The following is a 25556-nucleotide window of genomic DNA, read 5'->3' on the forward strand; positions in this document are numbered from 1 at the left end:
AGAGGCCCTACAACAAAAAAGCCCCTACCGGAAAACGGCAGAGGCTTTTCTAATGAGTAAGATAGATTTAGGTGATGCCGTGCATCTTCTTCTTCAGCGTGCCATTTAAGGCAAGCATGATAACACCCGCCACAGCTGGCAGAATAGTGAAAATCAGGAAGAAAGTGGAGATAGAATAGGTTTCGGTGATCTTATCAATGTAAGAACCGGTCCATCCTGCTAAGGTGTTGGCAATAAAGTTGGCCACAAACCAGATCCCGAACATCAGGCCCACAAGTCTAGGAGGAGATAACTTACTTACATAAGACAGCCCTACCGGAGAAATGCAAAGCTCCCCTAAGGTGTGGAATAGATAAGCTAAAATCAGCCAAACCATACTTACCGAAGCTGTCTTCGCTCCTTGCGGAATGGAAAGCCCGCCGAAAGCCAGAATACCAAAACCAAGCCCTAAAAGGAATAACCCAATCGCAAACTTCACGGGTGCAGATGGATTGTACTTACTTTCCCAGATTTTAGAGAACAACGGAGCGCAGGAAATGATAAAGAAGGAGTTGAGAATCTGGAACCAGGAAGCAGGCACTTCGGTGGCATCAGAGATGAACTCTCTTCTAAGCATCCAGATAATGATACCCCAGATGATCACGAAACTCAAACCCAGGAAGAAGTTGGAGAAAGGAATGTTCTTGTAGGTTTGTCTAAAGAGGTTGCCCAGTACCGCCGTTAAAATCAGCATGGGAACCACCACCAGAATAGCATTAGCCCACTTGAAGAGGGTTCCGCTGCTGCCTTCCAGCACCCGGTTGGTGTAATCTGCCGCGAATATGGTCATAGAACCACCCGCTTGTTCAAAGGCCATCCAAAAGAAGATCACAAAGAAAGCCAGAATGGAGATCACAATGATTCTGTCTCTAACCACGTGGGCCGGATCTTCCACAGCTTTGGTTTCAGTGTCTGCACCGGTGTCTATCTGATTCTTGGTAGCTAACCCAATGTTCCCGAACAGTTTTTTGGAGAACATAAACTGCAACATGCCAAACAGCATGAAAATACCTGCCAGACCAAAGCCCCAGCTCCAGCCTACTTTCTCGCCAATGTAGCCACAAAGCAGGATTCCTAAGAAAGCACCAGAGTTGATACCCATATAGAAGATGGTGTAGGCGGCATCTTTTTTAGCGGGATTGTTGGCGTACAACTGACCTACCATAGAAGAGATATTGGGCTTAAACAAGCCGTTCCCCAGTATGATAAGCCCCAGCCCAACATAGAAGAAGAACACCGTTTCCATGGCCATACTGGCGTGGCCCAAGGTCATAAGCAAGGCCCCAAAGATAATGGCGTTCCGGAAACCAAGGAACCGGTCGGCAATGTACCCACCAATAATGGGAGTCAAGTAAACTAAGCCGGTGTAGATACCATACAACTGAAGGGCTTCTTCCCGTTCCCAGGCCCAGCCCCCGTTGGCAATAGTAGAAGTTAAGAAGAGCACAAAAAGCGCCCGCATCCCATAATAGCTAAAACGTTCCCACATCTCTGTGAAGAAGAGCACAAATAACCCCGGGGGGTGGCCTCCTTCTACATGTGTGGGTTGGTCTCCATATGGAATGTTGTGCTTACTGACTTGGTCATTAAGCGGATGAACTCTTTGAGACATAGAAAAGTGTTTAAAGTGTTGTTTGCATTGCGTCTGGTCTTTACGCAACTGGTAAATATACCATAATAGAACTAGAAGGGCAAATACGATGCCGGGCAAGCACCCACCAGAAAAACTTCTTTCCTAAAAAGATAACATACGTTAGTTTTTTTATAAATTTGAGAATCGGATTTCTTTACACTACATATGTTTTGAAATTTTAAAAATTAAAACTTCCTTTATGAAAGAAATTGGCAAAAGATCATTCACCATGGATTTGTCTGGGTTAGGCATTGCAGACGCGAAAGAGGTTCTCTGGAATCTTTCTCCGGCAGAGCTAGTGGAAGAAGCGCTCTCTAACGGGGAAGGGTACCTGACCGATACCGGCGCCCTCATGTGCGATACCGGTTCCTTTACCGGCCGCTCGCCCAAAGACCGCTACATTGTGCGCGATGCGGAGACAGCTGAATCTGTATGGTGGGGCGATATCAATATTGCCTTTGATCCTGCCAAGTTTGATGCCCTGTACCAGAAGATGCTGGCGCACCTGAAAGGTCGCAAGCTCTACGTACGCGATGCCTACGCCGGAGCCCACCCAGAATACCGGTTAAACCTTCGCGTTGTGAACACCCTGGCCTGGCATAACCTCTTTTGCCACAACATGTTCCTGCGCCTTTCTGAAGAGGAGCTTGAACAACATACCCCAGAGTTCACCATCATCAATGCCCCAGATTTTATGGCTGATCCGGCGGTGGATGGTACCCGTCAGGCAAACTTCGCCATCATCAACTTCTCCCGCAAAATGATTCTGCTGGGCGGCACGGGTTATGCCGGAGAGATGAAGAAAGGCATTTTCTCAGTATTAAACTACCTCTTGCCGCACAAGCGCAACACCCTCTCCATGCACTGCTCGGCCAACGTGGGCCAGGACGGCGACACCGCTATCTTCTTCGGGTTATCCGGCACGGGCAAAACCACCCTTTCCGCCGACCCGAACCGCGGCCTGATTGGGGACGACGAGCACGGCTGGACCGAAGACAGCGTCTTCAACTTTGAAGGCGGCTGCTATGCCAAGGTAGTTGACCTCACCCGCGAAAAAGAACCGCAGATCTGGGATGCCATCCGGTTTGGGGCCATTGTTGAAAATACACGCTTTAAACCGGGCACCCGGGAAGTAGATTACACCAATAAATCGGTGACGGAGAATACCCGTACGGCCTATCCCATAAACCACATTGACAATGCGGTGGAACCATCCAGAGCCGGTATTCCCAAGAACATCTTCTTCCTGACCGCCGATGCCTTTGGGGTACTGCCTCCTATCTCGCGCCTGAACAAGTGCCAGGCCATGTACCACTTCATCTCGGGTTATACCGCTAAGGTGGCCGGTACCGAGGTAGGCGTTACTGAGCCTCAGACCACGTTCTCAGCCTGTTTTGGAGCGGCCTTTCTGCCCTTACACCCCACCACGTATGCCGAGATGCTGGGCAAGAAAATGACCGAGCACAACGTGAACGTGTGGCTGGTGAACACCGGCTGGACCGGCGGAGTGTACGGTGTAGGCTCCCGCATGAAACTGGGGTACACCCGGGCCATGATCACTGCGGCGCTTACCGGTGAATTGCAGGATGTCTCTTACAGCAAACACCCTGTTTTTGGGGTAGAAATGCCGGTTTATTGCCCAAATGTGCCGGACCAAGTCCTGAACCCGCGCAACACCTGGTCCGACAAAGAGGCTTACGACCATAAAGCCCATGACCTGGCGAAGGCATTCATCAAGAATTTTGAAAAGTACGCGTCTTACGCGAACGAAGAGATACTGGCCGGTGCTCCTGAAGTAGCGGTCGAAGCGTAGCACTCAATTATTTCCTTCATCCTAATAAAGCCTTTCATTGTATGGAAGGCTTTTTTTATGAAGGTTGCTCCCCTGCGGGAATTTGGTGTAATTTTGGAAAAACAGCTTTAAAACAGATTTCCATGCACCTCTTCTTTACGCCAGATTTGCAATCCACTGATAAAACCTACACCCTCTCTGAGGAAGAGTCAAAGCACTGCGCCCGGGTGCTGCGCTTAGGTCAGGGAGATGCGGTCACGCTGGTAGACGGCCGGGGTGGTTTGTATCAAGCAGAGATTGCGGAGGCGAACCCTAAGAAGACGAAACTGAGCATTTTACAGCATCAGGCAGACTACGGAAAGCGCGACTACCGAATCCATGTGGCGGTGGCGCCCACCAAAAACATGGACCGCATGGAGTGGTTCGTGGAGAAGGCCGTGGAGATGGGCATAGACGAGATCACGTTCCTGCAATGCGCCCGCTCTGAACGCAAAGCCCTGAATCTGGACCGCATTGAAAAGATTGCCGTCAGCGCCATGAAGCAGTCTATGAAGGCCTACATGCCTACTTTGAACCAACTCACCCGCTACTCAGATTTTCTCAAGCAAGCCGTAGATGGGCAAAAATTCATCGCGCATTTGGTGGAAGGCCAGGAACGCCACTCCTTAGCAAAAAGCATTTCCGGCCAGGACACGTACACCATATTGATTGGCCCGGAAGGCGATTTCAGTCCTGAGGAAGTGGAACAGGCGCTGGAAGCAGGCTACAAACCTGTTACGTTAGGCCAAAGACGGTTAAGGACCGAGACTGCTGCTTTAGCCGCCTGCCATACCATTCACGTACTACTTGACGTTTAAGGTTTTAAGCCTCTTTTCCCGAAAACAATGCAAAAACGGTTTCTTCTCTGGAGTCTTCTTTTCTTATTAGCCTCCAGCGCTTTATACGCCCAGCGCCCCAGCTTCCGGATTGCCCGCCTGAAATACGGTGGCGGCGGTGATTGGTACGCCAATAAAACCTCCTTGCCTAATCTCATTGAATTCTGCAACCGCGAGCTCAAAGCCAACATCGCCCCGCAGGAAGAAAGTGTGGAGCCCGGCAGCCCCGAAATCTTTGACTACCCCTTCGTGCACATGACGGGGCACGGCAACGTGGTCTTCACCGAGGCCGAGGTACAGAACCTGCGCAAATATCTAACCGGTGGCGGCTTCCTGCACATAGACGATAATTATGGCCTGGACAAGTTCGCCCGCCGCGAGATGAAGAAAGTCTTCCCGGAGCTGGATTTTATAGAACTGCCATTCAACCACCCCGTGTACCACCAGAAATTCGATTTTCCTCGCGGCTTACCCAAAATCCACGAGCACGACAACAAACCACCCCAAGGGTTCGGGATCATCTACCAGGGCCGGTTGGTATGCTTCTACTCCTATGAGTGCGATTTAGGCAACGGCTGGGAAGATCAATCAGTACACAATGACCCTATTGAAAAGCACCAGGCCGCGCTGCGGATGGGCGCCAACCTGATCGCCTATGCATTGACGAACTTTTGATTTTTACTTTCTCAGTTCTATCATTTAGCGACGATCAATTTATATGGCGCGGATTTACTTCCGTGCCTTAAGAATGTGAAAGGCACGGAAGTAAATCCGCGCCATAGAGAGCTATAGGCCGTAGAGAGCCATAAAGAGAAAGAGAAAGTACTATATCTCTGCTCCACCCATCTGGTACCATCCCGGTACAGAGCCATTCCTAAACAAACCCCATTTCTTAAAAGGATTGCTGGCGCGAGCCTCCGGCTCGTGTCCGCACACATATCAGAAATGAGTTTGTTTCTTGTTTTCAGAAACTAGGTACTTTGGTCCATTTTAAAGGCACTCTCCTCCTACTTGTTATCCTGAAAGGACCTTGTGAGCGAACTAGATACCTTTAGAGAAACGCTATAACAGTTTGCTCATAAGGTCCTTTCAGGAAGAAAATGAGGATTTGCTATTATTAGCCTAGAGTTTGTACACGAGCCGGAGGCTCGCGCCAGCGGAAGATGCCTCCTCTAAGAGCAAGGAACGGTATCCTCTGCTTTCTGCTTCATCCAAAAATCTACTACAAACCCGGTTAAAACAACTGCCTCTTTCTTTCCCCTAGTCAAACTCTTTTTAGTATTTTTGGGTTTGGGGTCAGGAGTACTGGCCGGAAGTGTATGGAATTAGCAAGATTAGAGATCAAGGGCTTCAAGAGTTTCGGGGACAAAGTCACCATTAACTTTGACAGCGGGATTACCGGAATCGTGGGGCCGAATGGCTGCGGCAAGTCCAACATCGTGGATGCCATCCGATGGGTGCTGGGCGAGCAGAAAACCCGAAACCTGCGCTCTGACAAGATGGAGAGCGTGATTTTCAACGGTACCAAGAACCGGAAGCCGCAGCAGATGGCCGAGGTGTCGCTCACCTTCAACAACAACAAAGGAATCCTGCCCACCGAGTACTCGCAGGTGACCATCACCCGCCGCTACTATAGAACCGGTGAAAGTGAGTACCTGCTCAACAATGTCACCTGCCGCCTTAAAGACATCAATGACCTGTTCCTGGACACCGGAATCGGGTCTGATTCATACGCCATCATTGAGTTGAAAATGGTGGACGACATCCTCACTGACAAAGACAACTCGCGCCGGAACCTGTTTGAAGAAGCGGCCGGTATCTCCAAGTTCAAGGTGCGCAAAAAGCAAACCCTCAAAAAACTGGAGGAAACCGATGCGGATTTGGAGCGCGTGGAGGATGTGTTGTTCGAGATTGGGAAAAACCTGAAGAGTTTGGAGCGCCAGGCCAAAACCGCCGAACGCTACATCAATCTGAAGAATGAATACAAAAAGCTCAGCTTGGAATACGCCCGCCGCAACATTGGCCAGCACCAGGAGGCGTTGGAGAGGCTGGAGAACGAACTGCAGAAAGAAACCGAGCGCAAAGGCTCCTACTCAGAGGAACTGACCCAACTGGAGGAAGCTTTGCAGGAGCAGAAAGTCCTTCTGGACCGCACCCAACTAGAGCTGCAGAACAAGCAGAAAGAAGTGCACGAGCATACCGCTCAACTGCGCCAACTGGAAAACGATATTAAGCTGAAAAGCGAGCGCAACCTGTACCTGCAGGATCGGGTGAAGACCCTGCACATGCAGATCAACCTGGACACCGCCAGCATCACGCAAACCGAAACTAGCCTGGGTCAACTGCAAAATGACCTGGAGCAGATTCAGGAAGATCTGCTGATTTCTGAGGAGCAACTGGGCCTTACCAAAAAGGAGCTGGAGCACGTGAACCAGCAGAAAGCCGATCTGCAGAGACAGCTTCAGGAGAAGACCGTAGCCCAGCGCCAGATCCAGAACGAGGCCTTCACGGTGAACAAGAGCATCGAGATCGCGCAGGTGCAGATGCAGGCCCACCGCCTGGAACTGGAGCGCCTGCAGGAAATGGAAAGCCACGAAAGCGAGATTCTACAGCAGCACGAGGAAACACTAGCCGAAACCAAAAGCTTTCTGGAAGAAGCCCAGGAGAAACTAGCCGATTTGCAGGAAGCCGAAGCGCAATTGCAGGAGGAAATCGCCCAAACCGAGGCTACCCTGCAGGACTATCGCCAGCAGCTCATCGACCTGAACCGCGAAGCAGACGCCAAAAAGAACCAGTACCACCTCATGAAATCGCTGGTGGACAACCTGGAAGGTTTCCCGGAGGCTATCAAGTTTTTGTATACCTCTGAGAACTGGCAAAGCCCCGCTCCCCTCCTGTCAGACATCATCTCACCGGACCCCGAGTACAAGAACCTCATTGAGACGTATCTGGAGCCGTACATGAACTTCTTCGTGGTAGACTCGGCCACCGAGGCCGTGGAAGCCATTGAACTCCTGAAAGAACAGAACAAAGGCCGGGCAAACTTCATCATCCTCTCAGAGGTGGAAGACATGGAGATTCCGGCTACCGTGAGCACGCCCAAATACAAGGCGGCGCTGGAAGTGGTGCAGGCCGAGGAGAAATACCACCCGCTGCTCTGCTACATGCTCAACGAGGTCTACCTCACCAGGAGCACTGATACCGAGTTATTCCTGAGCGATGGCCGTACCTACATCCAGACGGATGGCTCGGTGATCAAGAAGCCGTTGAGCTTGTCTGGTGGATCGGTGGGCTTGTTTGACGGCAACCGGTTGGGCCGCAAGCAGAATTTGGAGAAACTGGCCGAAGAACTGGAAACCATTGAGGAAGACCAGGAGCGCCTTAAGATCAAGATCAGTACGCAGCAACAGAAGCTGCAGAACCAGAAAGAAACCACCAAACAGGAGCAGATCCGTTTGCAGGAGCGCGAGATCAACAACCTGCAGCAGGAGCTGGTGAGCCACAAAGTGCGCTACGAGCAGTTCCTGTTGAACCAGCAGAACCAGGCCAGCAAGAAAGACGAGCTTTTCGAGAAGATCCAGGAGTTGGGCGACAAACTGGCCGACCTGATGCCGGATGCCGAAAGCAAGAACATGGCCTTGAAAAGCTATGAACAGGAACTGCACAGTTTGGCGCAGGTTTTGGAAAAACAGAACGAAATCATCTCTGAGATCAGCGGCATCTTCAACCAGGAGAACATCAAGTTCCACCAGCTCAAGAACCGTTTACAGAGCATTCAGCAGGAACTGGCCTATAAACAGAAAGCCGTGCTCAACCACCAGGAGCGTCTGGTGCAGCTGCAGGATGAACTGAGCCGCGCCGAAGACGAGACCGTGGCCCTGGACCAGTTTGTGGAAGACCAAAGCCAACTGGTGGAAGAAGGCATGGTAGCCCGCAAAGAACTGGCCCGGGAGCTGGACGAGATGGAGAAAGCCTACTTCTCTCTGCGCGGCGAAATTGACGAGAAAGAGAAAAGCATAAGAGAACTGCAACGCAAAAAGCAGAACACCGATGAGGTGTTCCAGTCAATGAACCAGGCCATCACCGATACCCGCATCAAGTTAGTGTCGGTAATAGAACGTCTGTCAGCGGAGTTCAACATGAACCCTGATGATCTGGCTGAGGCTCCTACCGAGTCACTGGACATCAGCAATGAGGAACTAAGCCAGCAGGTACAGGCCGTGAAACAGAAGCTGGACAACATTGGGCCGGTGAACCCAATGGCCGCCGAGGCCTACCAGGAGATTGACACCCGCAACCAGTTCATCCTGACGCAGAAGAACGACTTACTGGACGCCAAGAACCAATTGCTGGACACCATTGCTGAGATTGACACCGTGGCCAAGGAGAAATACCTCACGGCCTTTGAGCAGATCAAGGAGAACTTCATGCGCGTGTTCCGCTCGCTCTTCACCGAGGAAGACACCTGTGATTTGTACATCGCGGACCCAAGCAACCCGCTGGAGTCTAAGATTGAGATCATGGCCCGCCCTAAAGGCAAGCGCCCGTTGACCATCAACCAGCTGTCCGGGGGTGAGAAGACCTTGACGGCTATCTCTCTGCTGTTCGCCATTTACCTGCTCAAGCCGGCTCCGTTCTGTATCTTTGACGAGGTGGATGCCCCGCTGGACGATGCCAACATTGACAAGTTCAACAACATCGTGAAGAAATTCTCTGGCGAGTCGCAGTTCATAGTGGTGACGCACAACAAACGCACCATGGTTTCTACCGACGTGATCTACGGCATCACCATGCTGGAGGCCGGTGTATCGCGCGTAATCCCGGTTGACCTTCGTGACCTGGCACCTGAACCGGTGACCGAAGCAGCGATGTCGGCATAAAGAATCCAAAGCTTTAAAAACATCTCGGCCGTTTTGGACTTGTTTCTAGGAAAGCAGGTCCAAAACGGCCGAGGTGTTTTAGGGAAATTTGAAATCGTTTACCGCACTCCCTGGCTCGGGAACTTAGGGGTTACGGTACGGTAGAATGCCAGAATCTTTTGCATATCGGCATCAAAATCACCAGTGGGGTAAATAGTGGGTCCTATGCCGGCTTCTTTCTTGGCGTAGTCCAGGTACCCCAACACAATCGGGACACCGGCTCCCACGGCGGTATGGTAGAATCCTTTCTTCCAGCGGGGTTGGTACTTGCGGGTACCCTCGGGCGTCACCATCATCACCATTTCCTCATGCTGTTTGAAAATGTCAATCATGGCAGCCACCAGGTTGTTGTTCTTTTTCCGGTCAACCGGAACGGCCCCCATAGACTTTAACAACGCTCCCATCGGGAAAAAGAAGGCTTCTTTTTTGATGGTGAGTTTAACCGGTACGTCCATCAGGTAAAAGGCGGCCCGGGCAAAAACAAAATCCCAATTACTGGTATGAGGGGCGGCCACCATGATGGCCTGTTTTAAGCCGGGAGGCATGGATCCTTTTAACTTCCACCCATAAACCTTGAATATTACTTTCGCTAACGCCTTTCCAAACATAATATTGATGTGATTCAGACAACAATATTACAAAAAAAACCAGCCACTCGGCTGGTTTCCCTTTATTTGCTTGCTTCAAGGTACTAATTTGAATTTTCGCTCTCTGAACAGGTACACCTGCAGGCCCACATTGAGGGACGGACCAAATTCTGTGATCTTCCTATTTCCTTCGGCCGGCCGGTTTTCCTGGTAATAAGAGAAGTGCAGGGCCGGCTCCACTGCTATTTTAGGGTTAATGAAGATGGCATAGCCCACCCCTCCTCTAAACTCAGCGCTTTCGGTCTTGGGAACATTGGGTCTGGTATTCATCCCAATGGTAGCACTGGCCTCCGTAAAGATACCGTTGTCCCAGAAATAGCGGGCAAAGGGCCCCGCCATGAGGTTGGTGGATTGGGTAGGAATCTGGTTGTCCATCTTTTCTTTGTAATGGTACACACTTGCCCTTACCCCCAACGCAAAATCATGTAAGAAAAAGTACCCTACTTTGGCATCCATGTCAAATTGCTGCCGATGCCCGGAGACAGGTTCCCCATTACTGGTGATATTGATTTTGCGGTAAGAACCAGACACGCTTCCTCCTACCATGAGGGTCCGCTGAATAATTTTAGCTGGAATAAGAGTGCCTCTGTTTTCCTGGGCTTTCACTTGGAAAAAACCAAGAAGGAAAATGCCTAAGTAGAATAATTTTCTCATACAGTCAAAGTAAAGGGTGAACCGGTCTTTCTTTGGCTTTTACGAGGACGCAAAGTCAAGTAAGAGAATTATTCAAACAACTTAATAGGATTTACGCTATATAGACAAACTATTTATTTGAATCCAAAAGAGCCTGAAGTTCAACCGCTAGGGATAACGTGTATTCGTACCCGATAGTGTACATTTCCCTGGCTCTTTTTAAATCATAGATGTGGTAGTCCCTGAGCTTCTGAGGTTCAATGAACAAATTGCAGAGGGCTGTTCTGGGCAGAACGTTGGCATGTAAGGCAAGATGGAAAATCCGTTCGGTTACGCTCCTGATGCTGGAGATGTCTGCCTTGAAATTAGTAGGGTTGGCGTGCACCCCAATTATCTTGTCGCACTCACCGGTAAGGCATTCTACCGGCAGGTTATTGACAATTCCGCCGTCTACCAACATTTTTTTGTCCTGCTGCACGGGTTTGTACAACACCGGTACCGCCGAGGAAGCCTTCAAGGCCTCTGCCACGGAGCCTTTGGTGAAGTACACGGTACTTCCCTCTACCAGGTCAAGGGCAGAAACAATCAAAGTGATGGGAAGCTGTTCAAAGGTGACACCCTTCAGGTGTTCATCAAATACCTTGTGCAGGGCCTGGGTGTGTAATATTCCCCGGTTAAGGGCGGGCTTCAGGAGTTTGGGAAACGGTAGATCGCATACCAAGCGCAGGATCTCTTCTGGAGTAAACCCCGCGGCATAAAAAGCCCCTGCAATTGCCCCCGAACTAACCCCTGATATGGCATGAATAGGCACACTAAGTTCCTGCAGGGCTTGCAACACCCCAAGATGCGCTACCCCGCGGGCTGCTCCCCCAGATAAGCAAAGTCCCAGCTTCACCATGCTTACAAATCAGAGAAAGGAAAAATCTGGTCAACCCGCACGCCTTTCTCGGTGTGTTTAACCGTGCAGCACTCGTTCTGGGCATCATGTTCAAAGAACAGCACCCATTGCTCGTCGGCGGCTCGGTTTAAGAAAGCCTCTTTCTCCTGCAAGGTCAGAAGCGGCCGGGTATCATACCCCATCACGTAAGGCAGCGGTAAATGCCCCACCGAAGGCAACAAATCTGCCATAAAGCAAAGCGTTTTCTCTTTATACTGCAGCCGGGGCACCATCATCTTATCGGTGTGGCCGTCTACGTAGGTCACCTCAAACCCGGGCAAGAACTGCTCCTGCCCTACTTGCAAAAACTCCAACTGACCGCTTTCCTGGATGGGCAGAATGTTTTCCTTCAGAAAGCTGGCCTTTTCCCGCGGATTGGGTTCTGTGGCCCAGGTCCAATGGTCCTGGTTGCTCCAGTACCGGGCATTGGAGAAGACCGTCTCCAAACCACCGTCTTTGCCATACCGCACCGATCCGCCGCAATGGTCAAAATGCAGGTGCGTCAGGAAAACATCGGTGATGTCTGAAAAACCGAACCCCGCTTTCTTCAGGGATTTCTCCAGGGAGTCATCGCCGTGCAGGTAGTAGTAGCTGAAGAACTTGGCGTCTTGCTTGTCCCCTATTCCGTTGTCTATCAAGATAAGCCGGTCACCTGTTTCCACCAACAGGCAGCGCATGGCCCAGGTGCAGAGATTGTTTTCGTCTGCCGGGTTGGTGCGCTGCCAGATGGTTTTGGGTACCACGCCAAACATGGCACCGCCGTCTAGTTTGAAATTTCCGGTATTAATGGGGTATAGATTCAACGACATGGGGGGAACGTTTTACGCCTGAATTCTGAAAAAAGAGCCGGTAAACGGAATTACTCCGTTACCACGCCCATTTGCCCGAACTTATCAATGCGCTGCATGATACGTTCTTCGGCCGGAATAACTTCCAACTCCTCTAAAGTGGAAAGGATTTTTTTCTTCAAGGTTCTGATCATCTTCTCTGGGTTCACGTGCGCGCCTCCCAGGGGCTCTTTGATGATGCCGTCTACCAGTTTATTGCCCAGCATGTCTTTGGCCGTCAGTTTGAGAGCTTCGGCGGCCTGTTCTTTGTAGTTCCAGCTGCGCCATAAGATAGAAGAGCAGGACTCCGGAGAGATAACTGAATACCACGTGTTTTCCAACATGTAAACGCGGTCTCCAATGCCAATGCCCAACGCACCACCAGAGGCTCCTTCGCCAATGATGATACAGATCACAGGCACCTTCAGCATGAACATCTCTTTAAGGTTGCGCGCGATGGCTTCGCCTTGTCCTCTCTCCTCGGCTTCCAGACCTGGGAAAGCACCCGGCGTATCAATAAAGGTAATAATTGGTTTATTGAATTTCTCGGCCAGTTTCATGAGGCGTAATGCCTTGCGGTAACCTTCTGGGTTAGCCATCCCGAAGTTGCGGTACTGGCGCTCTTTGGTGTTACGGCCTTTCTGCTGACCAATGAACATGACTGTTTTTCCTTCAATCTCACCAAAACCACCTACCATGGCTTTGTCATCGCGCACGTTGCGGTCACCGTGTAATTCAATGAAAGAAGAAGTCAAGCCATTGATATAGTCTAAGGTATAAGGCCGCTCTACGTGGCGTGAGAGCTGCACCCGCTGCCAGCGGGTAAGATTGGCGTAGGTTTCTTTCTTAAGCGTCTTAATTTTTTCCTCCAATGCCTGAACTGCCTCGCTTACGTCTACCTGGCTTTCTGAGGCCAGTTTCTTCATTTCGGCAAGTTTCCCTTCCAGGGAAGCAATGGGTTGTTCAAAATCTAATAGCATACTAATGCCCCTTACGTTTAGCTAAAGTGTGACTACAAAGGTAAACGAAACTTGCAAAGTTTAGTAGCAGGACTTTTTTCAAGTTTTTAAGGAAAATTTTCGGTTTGAGAATGAACCTGTTACCTGTTCAGGCATATATAAATTTGCCTATTTTTAGGTTTGCCCCTTGTGTGGTAAAAATCTACCCCCCATATTTGCATCATCAAAACGGGACAGCAGGTCCTGAGAAGATAAAAAGTTGGTCCGGTAGTTCAGTTGGTTAGAATGCCGCCCTGTCACGGCGGAGGTCGCGGGTTCGAGTCCCGTCCGGACCGCAGAAGCCTCTCAGAAATGAGAGGCTTTTTTGTGCTCTTTCGTTTAGGAAGCCTTGCAGGAGGCTCGCCTCAGTTTTTGGGCTTGATTTGCTTAAAACAGGTTCAAAACAGAACTAAAGGCACAAACCAGAAAAAAAGTTAAGTTTCTTGATGCAGAAAGTTGCATCGTAAAATTTAACTCTACATATTTGCACCATCAAAACGGGACAGCAGGTCCTGAGAAGATAAAAAGTTGGTCCGGTAGTTCAGTTGGTTAGAATGCCGCCCTGTCACGGCGGAGGTCGCGGGTTCGAGTCCCGTCCGGACCGCAGAAGCCTCTCAGAAATGAGAGGCTTCTTTATTTCTTTCCTGTTTTTCTACTTATTAGCCTTATGCTTAACAGGCTAAGGCTATTCCATCTCACGCCGTCTAAGTTTCGTATAAGCCAAAGCTTAAAGTTAGACACTTACCCTTCCACCTACTGTATATGCACGGCTTTATTCTGCTGGAATTTGAGAAGTATATTATCAAAGAACATGGGTTTGCCGTTTGGAACAACATTTCCAGGAAAGCCAATGCAGAAGGATTATCGATAGATGCCACGCAGGTATATCCTGACTCCATTGTTTTTTCACTGGTGGGAGAAGCTATTAAGGAGTTGGATGCAGAACCGGGTACTTTTCTGGAGAGATTTGGGTACGCGCTTGTCCCCAACTTGTTGAAGGTGTACAAAGCCTATATAGATCCGGCCTGGAGAACCATGGATGTTCTGGAGCACACAGAACGCACCATGCACCATGCCGTGCGAACCAACAACCCAGAAGTTACCCCTCCTATTTTGGAGATAACCCGGAAGGGCCCTAAATCTCTGCAGATAATCTATAGATCTAAAAGGAATATTCCTCAGTTGGGGGTAGGTGTAATCAAAGGGATTGCAAACCACTACGGAGAGTTGCCTAAACTCCATCTCCACCTAACCCAAACGGCAGAAGATGGAGTTTACCTGATTGATGTGTCCATGCTCTCATAGCACTATCCTTCAATTCAAACTGCTTTTATTTTACCTGACCAGAGAACCCTTTAGAAAGAAGGCCTTCCTATTCTTTGACTGAACGGGGGCTTCAACTTTACCGGTGCCCCATGCCTGAGGTGTGCCTATACCCACAAAGCACCTCTTCTTTAAATTCAATTTGTATAAAGCCCTACTACTGCTTTCAGCTGCGGTTGCCAGGCAGCAAAATACTAATTGGGTTGATCAAAGCTTTCGAATTTTCCGTCTGAATACAGGAGAATAACCTTTATTACTTTTCTTTCCTCAGAGGCGAGTTGCTGCTTCACTCCTTTTATTTGAGAATTTGGCAATTGCACTTTCTCATTCCTTTGAGCCGAATGAAGCTCTTCTGAGCTCTTCTGGGTTTCTAGGGTTTCTATTGAGCTAGTGGCTTCGGTAGCCCTATTTTCATCTAACCTTTTTAGCATTTCACCCTGGCCCAGCAGTAGCCATTCTGGGGAGATTTCTGAAAAACGGGCCAGAATCTTTTGCACCACCTCTAAACTGGCTTTGTTTCTTTCAGACAAAATATGGCTTATCACGGCTCTTGCCACCCCAATCTCGTCGGCAAAAGTAGCTGGTCCCAATGAGCTCCAACTAAGTATTTCGGTAATCCTGGAAAGTAATTCTGCCACTTTGGTCTTGAGTAGGTAAGAAAAGGATGCTATCTAAATGTAACGCTAACCCTGTTCGGAATAAAAGGCTTAAGTTGATAAGCTTACACCCTAAACTTAAGTGCAACTTGAATAAACAACCTTAATATGTTCAAGCATAATCACTTACGCTGTAAAGAAACCTAACCATCCTATTTAATGTATTCGCAATATAACAAATTTAAACCCAGTTTACATTTGTTATACAATTGTAAACTGGGTTTAAATTTGTATAAGCTATCAATTCAGACCTTGTTGTATTAATTATTAGGATTTGGTAACCTTAGTGCTTCTCTCTTAACTACCGCAACACCAGGTCTGCCACATTGACAAAGGGGAATGGGTTTGAAGCACTAGGTCTAACTTATCCTTTCCTTTAATCTGCTACTCTTCCACCTTGTGAGTAAGATGTATCAATAAAGCAGTTTTTGAATTCTTGTTGGGAAGAAGCGGTAAATGTAATGGCCTACCTCAAGACAGATCTACATGCCAATGCAACTAAACCCTAAGTTGCACATTTAAAATATTCAGGAAAGCTGTTTTGGTTTTGGCAAAAGAAGAGGCCCCGTTCCTGCTCATACTTTGAGCAGGAACGGGGCCTCTTCTTTTAGAGCTCTACAGAGAACCTTACAACCTATTATCTAAAATAAGCCATTTCTAAATCCCTATCGTGACCGTAGACATCATCCCGGAAATGTACAGCACCGGCATCGTCTACCCAAGCGGTGAAATATACAATGTACACCGGCACTTTTGCAGAGAGATTCACATACTTTTCTTCGCCTCCGTGCATGGCTGCTTTGATGGCAGAAGGGGTCCACTGTTTCTGATCCTTCAGCAGGTACTGCGCCAACTCAAATGGCTTCTCTAACCTGATACAGCCGTGGCTGAAACCTCTTTCGGCCTGGTTGAACAGGTGATCTGACGGGGTATCGTGCAGGTAAACATTGTGCTCGTTCGGGAAGATGAATTTCACAAACCCTAATGGGTTCTTACTTCCCGGGCGCTGACGTACCCGGTATTTGAAATTCTCGTCAACTGAGTACCAGTCTACCGAAGAAGCAGGCAATACCTGCACCTTATTGTTACCTATGTCTTTCACCAACTCCATATCATTTCGGGCTAAGTAGTTGGGGTTTTGGGCTTGGGCTGGGGCAATCTCTTCGGTTAAGATTTGCGGTGTGATGTTCCAGTAAGGATAGAACACAATGTACTCCAGTTTATCACTGAAGACCGGGGTAGCATGCATTTCCTTTCCTACCACCACTTTCATGTTCAACACTTCCTTCCCTTTTTCAAAAACGTGCAACATGTATTCAGGGATGTTCACAAACACATACTTATCCTCAAAGCGCTTGGGCACCCAACGCCACCGCTCCATGTTCAGGATAATCTGGTCAATCCTTTCTTCAATCGGGATGTTCATGACACGTAAGGTCTCCCCTCCTACTACCCCATCGGGTTTTAAGCCATGCCTGATCTGGAAGTTCTTCACAGCGGCGGCAAGTTGAGGATCATATACCCGGTTTTGCGGGGTGTTTTCAGCGGGTTTGCCCAGGATACGGTGTCTCACGGTTAATACGGCTTGCGCAGAATCACCGGGCTTCAGCATTTTAGTAGCCAGCTCAATTTTAGGCCAGCCCCCCTCCTGTTTGGCTTGGCGGTACTGTTTCAGGGCCGTTCTGAGCCGGATGTACCCGTCGTGCAGGGCTTCAAACTCATAGTAAGGATAACGGCTCTCCCGCTCCTTCAGAATGGTCTGCAGCGCTTTGTGCAGTTTTATTTTGTTTCGTTTTACCTCCCACTCAATGTTATCCATGCTACGGGGGTCAACGGTTCCCTTGTAGAAGTCAGTGGCATAATCAAAGTAAGAGGCGGTTAAGGTTACATCCAGTTCTTCCTGCAGCTTGTGGCGGGTAGAATCATTCTTGGCCTGCTCCAGCCGTTGAAACATTCCCTTCAAGTCTTTGCGGGCATAGTCATTGGGGTTGAGGCCTTCTTCATGGGCTCTACCAATTACTTCCACCAACTTGTAGGCCTGGGGCACCAACTCCCCGTCTTTAAACCAGGCGAACCGGTACTGGCGCTCCCGGTAAAAGAGTTTCATGAGGTTTAGGTGTTCTTTGAAGTCTGCATCGCTCCTGGTGAAGTTCACCACGTACACACTGTCGGTTTGTTGAGGAAACTCTTTGGCAGCAGCAAGCGCTACTTTCTTTTGCTGCTTATCGCCAGACTTGGCGCAGGCTGACACCAGTGCCATGGTCATTATAAGAAACAGGAAAAAACAAAGAGAGATTTTATTTAATTTCATAGAGGTTCTACCTATCATTGGAGTTTGTTACTTATACTGAGAAAGGCCTAAAAAGTTAAGGGATAGCCCACATAATAAATTGTACTTTGCTTACAATCATAAACCAACATGTTTCTTGCTTTAAAACCGAAAAACAGCCCTAAAACAGCTAAACCCAGATAAGCGAATCAGCTTGTTCAGGATTTAGGAATGCCTTTCTAAACGTATTATGTTCAGTAACACCAAAGAACCTGCCAAAGGGCAAAATGTTTTAACCACAGATATCAAACTCATTCAAAATGGATTTTAGCAATAGCACACCCACTACCTTCCCCCAGGATCCTCATTCCTTTTCCAGACCCGAGATTGCCCGTATCACCCACGTAGACTGGGAACTGCAGGTTGACTTTGAGAAAAAGCAACTCACCGGCACCGGTTTTTACCAGATAAACCACCAAGATGCACCTGAAGTGATATTTGATGTACGTCACCTGCACATCACCGAAGTGCGGGTAGATGGGATTGATCAGGACGTGGATTTTATCTTAACCGAGGAGAAGCCATTCCTGGGGCAAGCCTTGCATATTCCGCTTCAGCCTGCCTCAAACCGGGTAGAGATTCAATTCCAGACCACCCCTCAGGCTGCTGCCCTGCAGTGGCTTGAACCCAGCCAAACCGCCGGTAAAACCCACCCATTCCTGTTTACCCAGTCCCAGGCAATTCTGGCGCGCACCTGGTTGCCATGCCAGGACAGTCCCAGCATACGGTTTACCTACACAGCCAAAGTTCAGGTGCCTTCACATCTGCTGCCCCTCATGAGCGCCGACAATCCGCAGGAAAAAGACGCAAGCGGCAGGTACTTTTTTAAGATGGAGCAGCCTATTCCCTCCTACCTCTTGTCTTTAGCGGTGGGTGATCTAACCTTTGCGCCCCTGGGTACCCGCTGCGGTGTGTACGCCGAGCCCTCCTCCATAGAGGCAGCCGCATATGAGTTTGCCGATACTGAGAAAATGCTGGAAGCAGCGGAAAGTTTATACGGTCCTTACCTGTGGGGCCGCTATGATTTGCTGGTGCTTCCGCCCAGTTTCCCGTTTGGCGGCATGGAAAACCCCAAGCTCACCTTCGCCACGCCTACTATCATTGCCGGAGATCGCTCGCTCACCAGCCTGGTGGCGCACGAACTGGCCCACTCCTGGTCGGGGAATCTGGTCACCAATGCCACCTGGAACGACTTCTGGCTCAACGAAGGCTTTACCGTGTACTTTGAGCGCCGCATCATGGAAGCCTTGTACGGCCAAGATTACGCCGAAATGCTGCACACCCTGGGCTACCAGGACTTGCTCCACACCCTGGAGGACCTCCAAGACAAACCCCAGGACACCTGCCTCAAACTGAACCTGGAGAACCGCGACCCAGACGAAGGCCTCACTGAGATTGCCTACGAGAAGGGCAATTACTTTCTCCGCCACATAGAAAAGTTGGTGGGGCGCGAACAATTCGATGCGTTTGTCAATAAATACTTTGGTACGTTCCGGTTCCAGTCCATGGATACGGCCGGTTTTGAGTTGTTCCTGGAAAATGAGCTGATAAACGGAGATGAAGAGCTCAGACAAAAAATAAATGCAGAGGGCTGGATACATACCCCCGGCTTACCGCAGGGAACTCCCCCCACCAAAGCGGTTCTATTTGAAAAAGTAGCCCAGGAACTAGGGAAATGGCAGCAAGGCACCTCGGCCCGCGACCTCGCCACTGGTGACTGGAGCACGCATGAGTGGCTATATTTCTTAACCAATCTGCCCAGGGAGCTAAGCGTATCTCAAATGCAGGAGCTGAACCAGGCCTTTGGGTTCACAGATTCCGGGAACGCAGAAATCCAGGCAGAGTGGCTACGGCACGCCATTAAACACCGCTATGAAATGGCTTACCCTGCCTTGGAGGCGTTTCTGGTGAGAGTAGGCAGAAGGAAGTTTCTGTTGCCCTTGTACAAAGCATTGCTGCAAACAGAGGAAGGAAAAACCAGGGCAAGAGACATTTACCGGAAAGCGCGCCCTAATTATCACGCGGTTTCTACCAGCACCCTGGACCCGCTTTTGCAGTAAGCCGCTACAACAGCGCTGCTTTTATCACTAAAGAGGCCCGCCAGAATCTCTCTGGCGGGCCTCCTTATTGAAATCAGGTGCTTTGATTAGTGATTTTCAGCTCTGTTGTTCACTGTACTCTCAGCAATCACGGTCAGTTTCTCGTCGGTCATTTTCTCTTCGTTCAGAATGGCTTTGAGCAGGTCCAGCACCTCGTTGTGGCCTAAGAACTTGGCGTAGGTACAGGCGGTGCCGTAACCGGCAATTTCATAGTGCTCAATGCGCTGGGCACAGGCAATGATACCGGCATCCATCACTTCTGGATCGGCGTCATGGGTCAGGAACTCGCGGGCCTCTCTAATGATGCCCTCCATGGCCATACATTTTTCACCGGAACCACTCATGCCCAGAATCTGGAAGCATTGCTCCAGCCGCTCAATCTGGCCTCTGGTTTCCATCATGTGCTGTTCCATTGCGGAGGCCAGCTCGCGGTTAGATACCTTCTGCATTATTTCAGGCATCGCCTTCATGATTTGCTGCTCTGCGTTGTACAGATCTTTCATCTGGTGGATGAACAAGTCATTCAATGATGTTAATTTCATAGCTATACAGTTTTAGGTGAAAATCTCCACTAAGTATATTTTCTATACGATGCGTTTTTTGCCTAGTTCAAAAGAATTCAAGAACTTCTGCTGCCGGGGCAGGTTTCCAAATTGTTTAGTCACTGCCCGGTTTTGCACCGTATAAGCCCAAAAGAATCAGATTACAGCATACATGACCAAATTTGAGCAGGCTCCCAAGGGCATTCTCATCGCCGTAGGCGGAAACGAAGACAAAGGCACCTACCCCAGAGCAAAAAAACAGTTCCACCTGAATTTTTTTGAGCTAGGTATTCTTAAGCGCATCATTGATGAAATGGGGGGCCACGAGGCTCAAATTGAAGTCATCACCACTGCTTCCATGATCCCTGAGGAGTTGGGGGCCCTGTATCTGCATGCCTTTCAGGTACTGGGCTGTAAGCAGGTGAACGTCATGGACATCAGGGAAGAGGCCGATGTGCTCAAACCCGAGTACCTGGAGCGGTTGCGCAAGGCCAGCGGCGTGATGTTCACCGGCGGCGACCAGTCCCGGCTTTCCCGGATTTTCCTGGGTTCTGCCTTCCACCAGATTCTGCTGCAGCGGTACCACTACGAGGAGGGCTTTGTGATTGCGGGCACCAGCGCCGGCGCCATGGCCATGTCAGACATCATGATCACGGGCGGCAGCAGTTCCAGGGCGCTCCTGAAAGGATCAGTGAAGCTGGACCGTGGCTTGTCTTTTCAGGCCAACGTCATTTTTGACTCGCATTTCGTGAAACGTGGCCGATTCGGCCGCCTGATGGAAGCCGTAGCTACGCACCCTTTTAAAATAGGCATAGGGTTGGGCGAAGACACCGGCGTCCTGATCAGCCAGGGTAACTTTATAGAAACCATTGGTTCTAACCTGGTGATTGTGGTAGACGGCCACCACATCAAACACAACAATACGTCTTACACCGCCCCAGGCACTCCCCTTTCCATTGAGAATTTCAGGGTACACGTGTTGGCTTTGGGCAACTACTATGATATAAAAGAACGCAAGTTCTGCGTGGGCAAGAAACTGCCCGCCCTGGAGGAATAGAGTTCCCAAGGGTTTTGGGGCTACTTTCTGGAAAGCAGCCCCAAAAGAGCTACTCCTGGTAAATAGCCACAGTTGGTTCCTGCCCCGCAACCCAGCTGCCCCGGTACATGCCCTCAGAATTGAACGGCAAGGCCACTTCGCAGGTATAGCTTACCGCCACCAGCCCGCCTTCGCCGCCGTGCTGTTTCAGTTTCTGGTGCACTACCAGGTTGGAGGCCTCCGTTAAAGACAGGCCTTTGTACTCCATGAGGCAGGAAATGTCATACGCCACCACGTTCCGGATAAAGTACTCGCCGTGGCCTGTGCAGGAAACAGCGCAGGTCTTGTTATTGGCGTAAGTGCCGGCTCCAATAACAGGAGTGTCGCCAATGCGGTTGAAGTTCTTGTTGGTCATGCCCCCGGTAGAGGTAGCCGCCGCCAGATTCCCTTCCAGGTCTACCGCCACGGCTCCCACCGTCCCGAATTTCTTTTCCTCAGTCTCAGAGTGGTCCAGCATGTAGACATCAGAATCGCGCAGGGCTTGCCACTGGTCGTAGCGTTGCTGGGTAAAGAAATAGGCATCGGGCTCAAAAGCAAGGCCCTGGTTGCGGGCAAACTCCTCGGCCCCGGGGTGGCTCAGGAACACGTGGTCTGAATGGTGCAAGACTTCGCTGGCCAGCAAAATGGGGTTCTTGATGTTTCGTACGCCGGTGATGGCTCCGGCTTCCAGGTTCCTGCCGCACATAATGGAGGCATCCATCTCGTGGAAACCCAGTTTGTTGAAGACCGATCCGCGCCCGGCGTTAAACAAAGGACAATCCTCTAGGTTCACTACGGTGGCTTCCACGGCGGTTAAGGCAGAACCTCCCTCCCGCAAGATGTTATACCCCACCTCCAGGGCCTGCCGTAGGGCGGTGCGGTATTCTTTCTCCAGTTCGGGGGTTAGGGAAGCACGGGTAATGGTGCCGGCCCCGCCGTGCAGGGCCAGGGCAAAGGATTGCTTTTTCTCCATAAGGTTCTCTTTCTACTTTTCTAGAAGTTCTGGTTTGAGGGACAAAACGATAGGCAAAATACACGTGAAAAGCCTCTGCAAATACCATGGGTCGGTGGATAAATTAATGTCCCCGAAGGGGAATCTAAACCCCCTATTCTTTGTATATTTGTAGAGTTTACTTTACTAATCATATTAAAATTATCACCTATGTCTTTTGATGTACAGGGAAGATTGCACGAAATCTTTGACGAAACCCAAGTGAGCGAAAAATTCCGGAAACGTGAATTCGTGTTGGAGATTCCAGACGGCTCTTATACGCAATATGCCAAGTTTCAGCTTACCCAAGACAAGTGCGGTATTCTTGATAACTACAAAAAAGGCGATGAAGTGAAGGTTGCTTTCAACCTGAGCGGTAAACCGTTCACTAAAAACGGCACCACCATGTACTTCACCAACCTGCAGGCCTGGAGAGTAGAGCACGCCGGTGCCGCCCAGCCACAAGCCGCAGGAAACCCTTACGCCCAGCAGCCGGTTAAATCCAGCAGCTCCTTCATCAGCGACGACATGGACAACGACCTTCCTTTCTAAGGAATATTTGCTTCCTCATACAAGAGAATGCGGCCCCGAAAAGGCCGCATTTTTCGTTTTGGGCCTATTTTTGACAGAACACAGCTAAAACCCAGATTTTTCCGTAGTGCCCAATATCCCCGAGAAGCCGGATCAGCAGAGGACATGACAACACAAACAGACCAGAGGGTGATGGTAGTGACGGGCGCAAGCTCGGGCATTGGAAAAGCCACCGCCGAAGCCTTGGCCCAGCAAGGGGCCCACGTGATACTAATTTGCCGGAGCGCCCAGAAAGGCCAGCAGGCCATCACCGATATCCAGAAAAAAGTACCAGAGGCCAGGCTATCGCTCCACCTGGCAGATTTGTCTTCTTTGCAGGAGGTAAGGCGCGTAGCCGAAGAACTAAAAGAGAACTACCCGGTCATTGACGTGCTCATCAACAACGCGGGCCTGATTCCCGGCACCCTGCAAACCACAGTAGACGGATGGGAACTGGCCTGGGCCACCAACCACCTGGCTCCTTTCCTGCTCACCAACCTGCTCATGGATTCTTTGCTGGCCTCGGAGCAAGGCCGGGTGATCAACGTGACGTCAGAAGCCCACCGGCTGGGGCAACTGGACTTTGAGCACGCGGGCAAGCCCGAGAAATACAGCGCCATAACCGCCTACGCAGATTCCAAGCTGGCCAACATCTACTTCACCTATGAACTAGCCCGCCGAACTGAGTTCACCAATGTGACCGTGAACTGCCTGCACCCGGGCGTGGTGGCCACCAATTTTGGGAAGAACAGCAATATCTTTGTGAAGAGCCTGATGCTCCTGAGCCGGTTGTTCATGAAATCGCCGGCTAAGGGTGCCCAAACCTCGGTGTATCTGGCTACCTCGCCGTACGTAAAGCACGTAAGCGGCAAGTACTTCAAGAACAGCCGCCAGGTGAACTCCTCCGCCGATTCCAACAACGCCCACCTGGCCCGCCGGCTTTGGGACATCAGTGCGGAGCAGACGGGATTTTAGGCTGCTTTTCTTTTTTCACCCTTAAAACAGGAGGCACAGCGGCATGCAAGGAACCCAGGAAATGTATTTGTTGATCATGCAGGGCGAAAGCGAAACCCTGGAGTTCAAGAAGACTATTGCCCATGCGGCCCGCATTGCCCGCACCATTGTATCCTTTGCCAACGCCCGGGGCGGTCAGATTTTGGTGGGCGTGCAGGACAACGGCACCATTACCGGCGTAGACCCGGAAGAGGAAATGCACACGTTGAACCTGGCCGTGAACTCTTTCTGTGATCCGCCGGTGCAGGTCTTCTACCAGGAAGTGGAAATGGACGAGGGCACCGTACTTAAAGTGATCATACCGGAAAGTACTACTAAACCTCACTTAGCCAAAGTGAAAGAAGATGACTGGCGCAGTTACATCAGGGTGAAAGACGAGAGTGTGCAGACCAATCTGGTGGAAGGAACTCTGCCCTCCCCGGAGCCGGCTACTGAGACCCTGGAGGAAATAGTTGACCACCAGCAGGAACGTATTCTGGAGCTGCTCAAAAGATTCCGCCGGCTCACCCTCAAAGATTTCATGCAGCTTGGTAGCTTACCTAAACCCCAACTTCAGCGCCTGTTAGGCATCATGGTGTTGCAAGGCCGCATCAGGCTTTATGACAAGGAAAAAGAACCGTACTACACACTTTTCTGAGGTACAAAGTACCTTAAGGCCAGACAAACAGCCCAGAACGCACCACTTCCTCCTCCCCGTTCTCGGCGGCAGCCTGGTACTGCAGGATGGATTCCAGGTCAGCCTGGTGCTGCTCCAGGGCAAGTTGTCCTTCTACATCGCAGATAGAAGAAAGCCAGCCCAACAGCACACCCACCCCAAGGGTAAATAAAACTTTCATTTGAATTGGTTTTAAGCCTGTTTTTAGAAAACTAGCCGAAGAACTATTGCCGCACTCTTTTGCTGGAATACCAGGTGCCTAGGACAAGGAGCGCCGCGCTACAACCCAGGCTGTACCACATTTGGGGCACAAACAAGTGGGCTTCTTTTGAGGTAGAGGTGTTAGCCGCAAAGAAAGGCCAGCTGTACGGGTAATAGCCAATGTGCTCCCAGCTGGAACCAATAAGGAACGCCAGCACAAACATTATCCCCGACCCGATGCTTACCGCGATGTTTCTGAACTGAAAACTGATGCAGAACTGCAGGGTCAGGATGAACAACGAGGCCAGGAAGATGCGAAAAGCGCCTATACTGATGTGGGCCACGTGCTGGTAATGCTGGAACCCAAACTCGGGCTTCAGGAAGCCCAGCAGGTACCCGGCCGCCAACAAACCCGCCCAGAACGTGACAAACGACACCAGCGTGAGCCACAACAGCAACAGGTACTTGTTTACAAAGACAGTCCATTTGGGCACGGGAGCGGCATACAGCTGTTTCCAGCCGTAGGAATTGTGCTCAATGCCGTTCACCAGCGCCGTTACCAAGGCCAGGAACATGGGAAGCAGCAACTGGGAAGTAGCCATGAAGTTGTTCCCTACCCAATGAAACCACGGGTCTGCCCCCGGCTTCAGAATTCGATCGCCCCGGAAAAAGAAGACCAGAAACGTCATACCCACCACCGAGAGAGGGGCCAACACCGAAAGCCACAGCGCCCAGGAGTTCTTGATTTTAAGCGACTCAGCGGAAAGTCCGCGCCGCAAATAAGTAACCGTAGTTTCCATT

Annotated in this window: 22 protein-coding genes and 2 tRNA genes; 12 read left to right on the plus strand and 12 right to left on the minus strand. The window is 50.2% G+C overall.

All coding sequences use genetic code 11. From position 1 onward, the window contains the following. Positions 1-67: 67 nt before the first annotated feature. Positions 68-1651 carry a peptide MFS transporter gene (locus tag JT719_RS02615; protein WP_207430813.1) on the minus strand — a complete coding sequence of 528 codons (1584 nt, stop codon included), beginning with the start codon at positions 1649-1651 and terminating at the stop codon, positions 68-70. Between the two features lie 220 nt (positions 1652-1871). Between JT719_RS02615 and pckA the strand changes: the two genes are divergently transcribed. From pckA to smc, 4 genes are all read left to right on the plus strand, one after another. Next, positions 1872-3485, plus strand: coding sequence for a phosphoenolpyruvate carboxykinase (ATP) (gene pckA, locus JT719_RS02620; RefSeq protein ID WP_207430815.1), 1614 nt, complete (start codon positions 1872-1874; stop codon positions 3483-3485). 122 nt (positions 3486-3607) lie between these two features. Beyond that, the gene (locus JT719_RS02625) at positions 3608-4321 is read left to right on the plus strand and encodes a 16S rRNA (uracil(1498)-N(3))-methyltransferase (protein ID WP_207430817.1); all 714 of its coding nucleotides are present in this window, start codon (positions 3608-3610) and stop codon (positions 4319-4321) included. A 27-nt stretch (positions 4322-4348) separates the two neighbouring features. Continuing rightward, positions 4349-5014, plus strand: a complete 666-nt coding sequence (locus JT719_RS02630; RefSeq protein ID WP_205500927.1) for a DUF4159 domain-containing protein — start codon at positions 4349-4351, stop codon at positions 5012-5014. Positions 5015-5658: 644 nt separating this feature from the next. Continuing rightward, positions 5659-9219 (plus strand): chromosome segregation protein SMC, encoded by a 3561-nt coding sequence (gene smc / locus JT719_RS02635; RefSeq protein ID WP_207430821.1) that lies wholly within the window; start codon positions 5659-5661, stop codon positions 9217-9219. A gap of 98 nt (positions 9220-9317) precedes the next feature. Here the strand turns inward: smc and JT719_RS02640 are convergent, their stop codons facing one another. The 5 genes from JT719_RS02640 to JT719_RS02660 form a co-directional block, all read right to left on the minus strand. After that, positions 9318-9803 (minus strand): 1-acyl-sn-glycerol-3-phosphate acyltransferase, encoded by a 486-nt coding sequence (locus JT719_RS02640; RefSeq protein WP_341350735.1) that lies wholly within the window; start codon positions 9801-9803, stop codon positions 9318-9320. A 138-nt stretch (positions 9804-9941) separates the two neighbouring features. Next, positions 9942-10559 (minus strand): hypothetical protein, encoded by a 618-nt coding sequence (locus JT719_RS02645; RefSeq protein ID WP_207430827.1) that lies wholly within the window; start codon positions 10557-10559, stop codon positions 9942-9944. A gap of 109 nt (positions 10560-10668) precedes the next feature. Next, positions 10669-11436 (minus strand): patatin-like phospholipase family protein, encoded by a 768-nt coding sequence (locus JT719_RS02650; RefSeq protein WP_207430828.1) that lies wholly within the window; start codon positions 11434-11436, stop codon positions 10669-10671. A 2-nt stretch (positions 11437-11438) separates the two neighbouring features. Continuing rightward, positions 11439-12278: an MBL fold metallo-hydrolase gene (locus JT719_RS02655; protein ID WP_207433224.1), complete on the minus strand. Its 840-nt coding sequence runs from the start codon at positions 12276-12278 to the stop codon at positions 11439-11441. A gap of 56 nt (positions 12279-12334) precedes the next feature. After that, positions 12335-13282, minus strand: a complete 948-nt coding sequence (locus tag JT719_RS02660; protein WP_207430829.1) for an acetyl-CoA carboxylase carboxyltransferase subunit alpha — start codon at positions 13280-13282, stop codon at positions 12335-12337. Between the two features lie 240 nt (positions 13283-13522). On the opposite strand from JT719_RS02660, the gene JT719_RS02665 reads away from it, so the two are divergent. The 3 genes from JT719_RS02665 to JT719_RS02675 all read left to right on the plus strand — a co-directional run bounded on the left by JT719_RS02665 (position 13523) and on the right by JT719_RS02675 (position 14605). Further along, positions 13523-13596, plus strand: a tRNA-Asp gene (locus JT719_RS02665). A 234-nt stretch (positions 13597-13830) separates the two neighbouring features. Next, positions 13831-13904, plus strand: a tRNA-Asp gene (locus tag JT719_RS02670). Between the two features lie 158 nt (positions 13905-14062). Then, on the plus strand, positions 14063-14605 hold the full coding sequence (locus tag JT719_RS02675; protein ID WP_207430834.1) for a heme NO-binding domain-containing protein: 543 nt from the start codon (positions 14063-14065) through the stop codon (positions 14603-14605). Between the two features lie 212 nt (positions 14606-14817). On the opposite strand, the gene JT719_RS02680 is transcribed toward JT719_RS02675, so the two are convergent. Both JT719_RS02680 and JT719_RS02685 read right to left on the minus strand, forming a co-directional pair. Then, on the minus strand, positions 14818-15261 hold the full coding sequence (locus tag JT719_RS02680) for a helix-turn-helix domain-containing protein (RefSeq protein WP_207430835.1): 444 nt from the start codon (positions 15259-15261) through the stop codon (positions 14818-14820). A gap of 655 nt (positions 15262-15916) precedes the next feature. Then, positions 15917-17539, minus strand: coding sequence for a L,D-transpeptidase family protein (locus JT719_RS02685; RefSeq protein WP_242693052.1), 1623 nt, complete (start codon positions 17537-17539; stop codon positions 15917-15919). Between the two features lie 329 nt (positions 17540-17868). Between JT719_RS02685 and JT719_RS02690 the strand changes: the two genes are divergently transcribed. After that, positions 17869-19668 carry a M1 family metallopeptidase gene (locus JT719_RS02690; RefSeq protein ID WP_207430838.1) on the plus strand — a complete coding sequence of 600 codons (1800 nt, stop codon included), beginning with the start codon at positions 17869-17871 and terminating at the stop codon, positions 19666-19668. A gap of 86 nt (positions 19669-19754) precedes the next feature. Here the strand turns inward: JT719_RS02690 and JT719_RS02695 are convergent, their stop codons facing one another. Next, positions 19755-20249, minus strand: coding sequence for a YciE/YciF ferroxidase family protein (locus tag JT719_RS02695; protein WP_207430839.1), 495 nt, complete (start codon positions 20247-20249; stop codon positions 19755-19757). 172 nt (positions 20250-20421) lie between these two features. Here JT719_RS02695 and JT719_RS02700 point away from each other — a divergent pair, with 172 nt between their 5' ends. Next, the gene (locus JT719_RS02700; protein WP_207430840.1) at positions 20422-21306 is read left to right on the plus strand and encodes a cyanophycinase; all 885 of its coding nucleotides are present in this window, start codon (positions 20422-20424) and stop codon (positions 21304-21306) included. Positions 21307-21355: 49 nt separating this feature from the next. Here the strand turns inward: JT719_RS02700 and JT719_RS02705 are convergent, their stop codons facing one another. Next, a complete protein-coding gene (locus tag JT719_RS02705; RefSeq protein WP_207430841.1) occupies positions 21356-22297 on the minus strand; it encodes an isoaspartyl peptidase/L-asparaginase family protein in 942 nt (313 codons plus the stop codon). A gap of 189 nt (positions 22298-22486) precedes the next feature. Between JT719_RS02705 and JT719_RS02710 the strand changes: the two genes are divergently transcribed. The 3 genes from JT719_RS02710 (at position 22487) to JT719_RS02720 (ending at position 24536) form a co-directional block, all read left to right on the plus strand. Further along, positions 22487-22867 carry a DUF3127 domain-containing protein gene (locus tag JT719_RS02710; protein WP_207430842.1) on the plus strand — a complete coding sequence of 127 codons (381 nt, stop codon included), beginning with the start codon at positions 22487-22489 and terminating at the stop codon, positions 22865-22867. A 144-nt stretch (positions 22868-23011) separates the two neighbouring features. After that, positions 23012-23860, plus strand: coding sequence for an SDR family oxidoreductase (locus tag JT719_RS02715; protein WP_207430844.1), 849 nt, complete (start codon positions 23012-23014; stop codon positions 23858-23860). Between the two features lie 43 nt (positions 23861-23903). Beyond that, positions 23904-24536: an AlbA family DNA-binding domain-containing protein gene (locus JT719_RS02720; protein WP_207430846.1), complete on the plus strand. Its 633-nt coding sequence runs from the start codon at positions 23904-23906 to the stop codon at positions 24534-24536. Between the two features lie 13 nt (positions 24537-24549). Here the strand turns inward: JT719_RS02720 and JT719_RS02725 are convergent, their stop codons facing one another. Further along, the gene (locus JT719_RS02725; protein WP_207430848.1) at positions 24550-24735 is read right to left on the minus strand and encodes a hypothetical protein; all 186 of its coding nucleotides are present in this window, start codon (positions 24733-24735) and stop codon (positions 24550-24552) included. Positions 24736-24778: 43 nt separating this feature from the next. Beyond that, positions 24779-25555 carry an ABC transporter permease gene (locus tag JT719_RS02730; protein ID WP_207430850.1) on the minus strand — a complete coding sequence of 259 codons (777 nt, stop codon included), beginning with the start codon at positions 25553-25555 and terminating at the stop codon, positions 24779-24781. Position 25556: the final 1 nt, after the last annotated feature.

Source organism: Sabulibacter ruber, from assembly GCF_017355955.1.
GTDB lineage: Bacteria > Bacteroidota > Bacteroidia > Cytophagales > Hymenobacteraceae > Nibribacter > Nibribacter ruber_A.

Bases quoted from the DNA above. Each gene is read 5' to 3' on its own strand.
- JT719_RS02645 (WP_207430827.1), bottom strand. From the start codon at position 10,559: ATGAGAAAATTATTCTACTTAGGCATTTTCCTTCTTGGTTTTTTCCAA.
- pckA (WP_207430815.1), top strand. From the start codon at position 1,872: ATGAAAGAAATTGGCAAAAGATCATTCACCATGGATTTGTCTGGGTTA.
- JT719_RS02715 (WP_207430844.1), top strand. From the start codon at position 23,012: ATGACAACACAAACAGACCAGAGGGTGATGGTAGTGACGGGCGCAAGC.
- JT719_RS02730 (WP_207430850.1), bottom strand. From the start codon at position 25,555: ATGGAAACTACGGTTACTTATTTGCGGCGCGGACTTTCCGCTGAGTCG.
- JT719_RS02700 (WP_207430840.1), top strand. From the start codon at position 20,422: ATGACCAAATTTGAGCAGGCTCCCAAGGGCATTCTCATCGCCGTAGGC.
- JT719_RS02725 (WP_207430848.1), bottom strand. From the start codon at position 24,735: ATGAAAGTTTTATTTACCCTTGGGGTGGGTGTGCTGTTGGGCTGGCTT.
- JT719_RS02625 (WP_207430817.1), top strand. From the start codon at position 3,608: ATGCACCTCTTCTTTACGCCAGATTTGCAATCCACTGATAAAACCTAC.
- JT719_RS02650 (WP_207430828.1), bottom strand. From the start codon at position 11,436: ATGGTGAAGCTGGGACTTTGCTTATCTGGGGGAGCAGCCCGCGGGGTA.
- smc (WP_207430821.1), top strand. From the start codon at position 5,659: ATGGAATTAGCAAGATTAGAGATCAAGGGCTTCAAGAGTTTCGGGGAC.
- JT719_RS02710 (WP_207430842.1), top strand. From the start codon at position 22,487: ATGTCTTTTGATGTACAGGGAAGATTGCACGAAATCTTTGACGAAACC.
- JT719_RS02615 (WP_207430813.1), bottom strand. From the start codon at position 1,651: ATGTCTCAAAGAGTTCATCCGCTTAATGACCAAGTCAGTAAGCACAAC.
- JT719_RS02660 (WP_207430829.1), bottom strand. From the start codon at position 13,282: ATGCTATTAGATTTTGAACAACCCATTGCTTCCCTGGAAGGGAAACTT.
- JT719_RS02720 (WP_207430846.1), top strand. From the start codon at position 23,904: ATGCAAGGAACCCAGGAAATGTATTTGTTGATCATGCAGGGCGAAAGC.
- JT719_RS02705 (WP_207430841.1), bottom strand. From the start codon at position 22,297: ATGGAGAAAAAGCAATCCTTTGCCCTGGCCCTGCACGGCGGGGCCGGC.
- JT719_RS02695 (WP_207430839.1), bottom strand. From the start codon at position 20,249: ATGAAATTAACATCATTGAATGACTTGTTCATCCACCAGATGAAAGAT.
- JT719_RS02685 (WP_242693052.1), bottom strand. From the start codon at position 17,539: ATGGCACTGGTGTCAGCCTGCGCCAAGTCTGGCGATAAGCAGCAAAAG.
- JT719_RS02675 (WP_207430834.1), top strand. From the start codon at position 14,063: ATGCACGGCTTTATTCTGCTGGAATTTGAGAAGTATATTATCAAAGAA.
- JT719_RS02630 (WP_205500927.1), top strand. From the start codon at position 4,349: ATGCAAAAACGGTTTCTTCTCTGGAGTCTTCTTTTCTTATTAGCCTCC.
- JT719_RS02690 (WP_207430838.1), top strand. From the start codon at position 17,869: ATGGATTTTAGCAATAGCACACCCACTACCTTCCCCCAGGATCCTCAT.
- JT719_RS02640 (WP_341350735.1), bottom strand. From the start codon at position 9,803: ATGCCTCCCGGCTTAAAACAGGCCATCATGGTGGCCGCCCCTCATACC.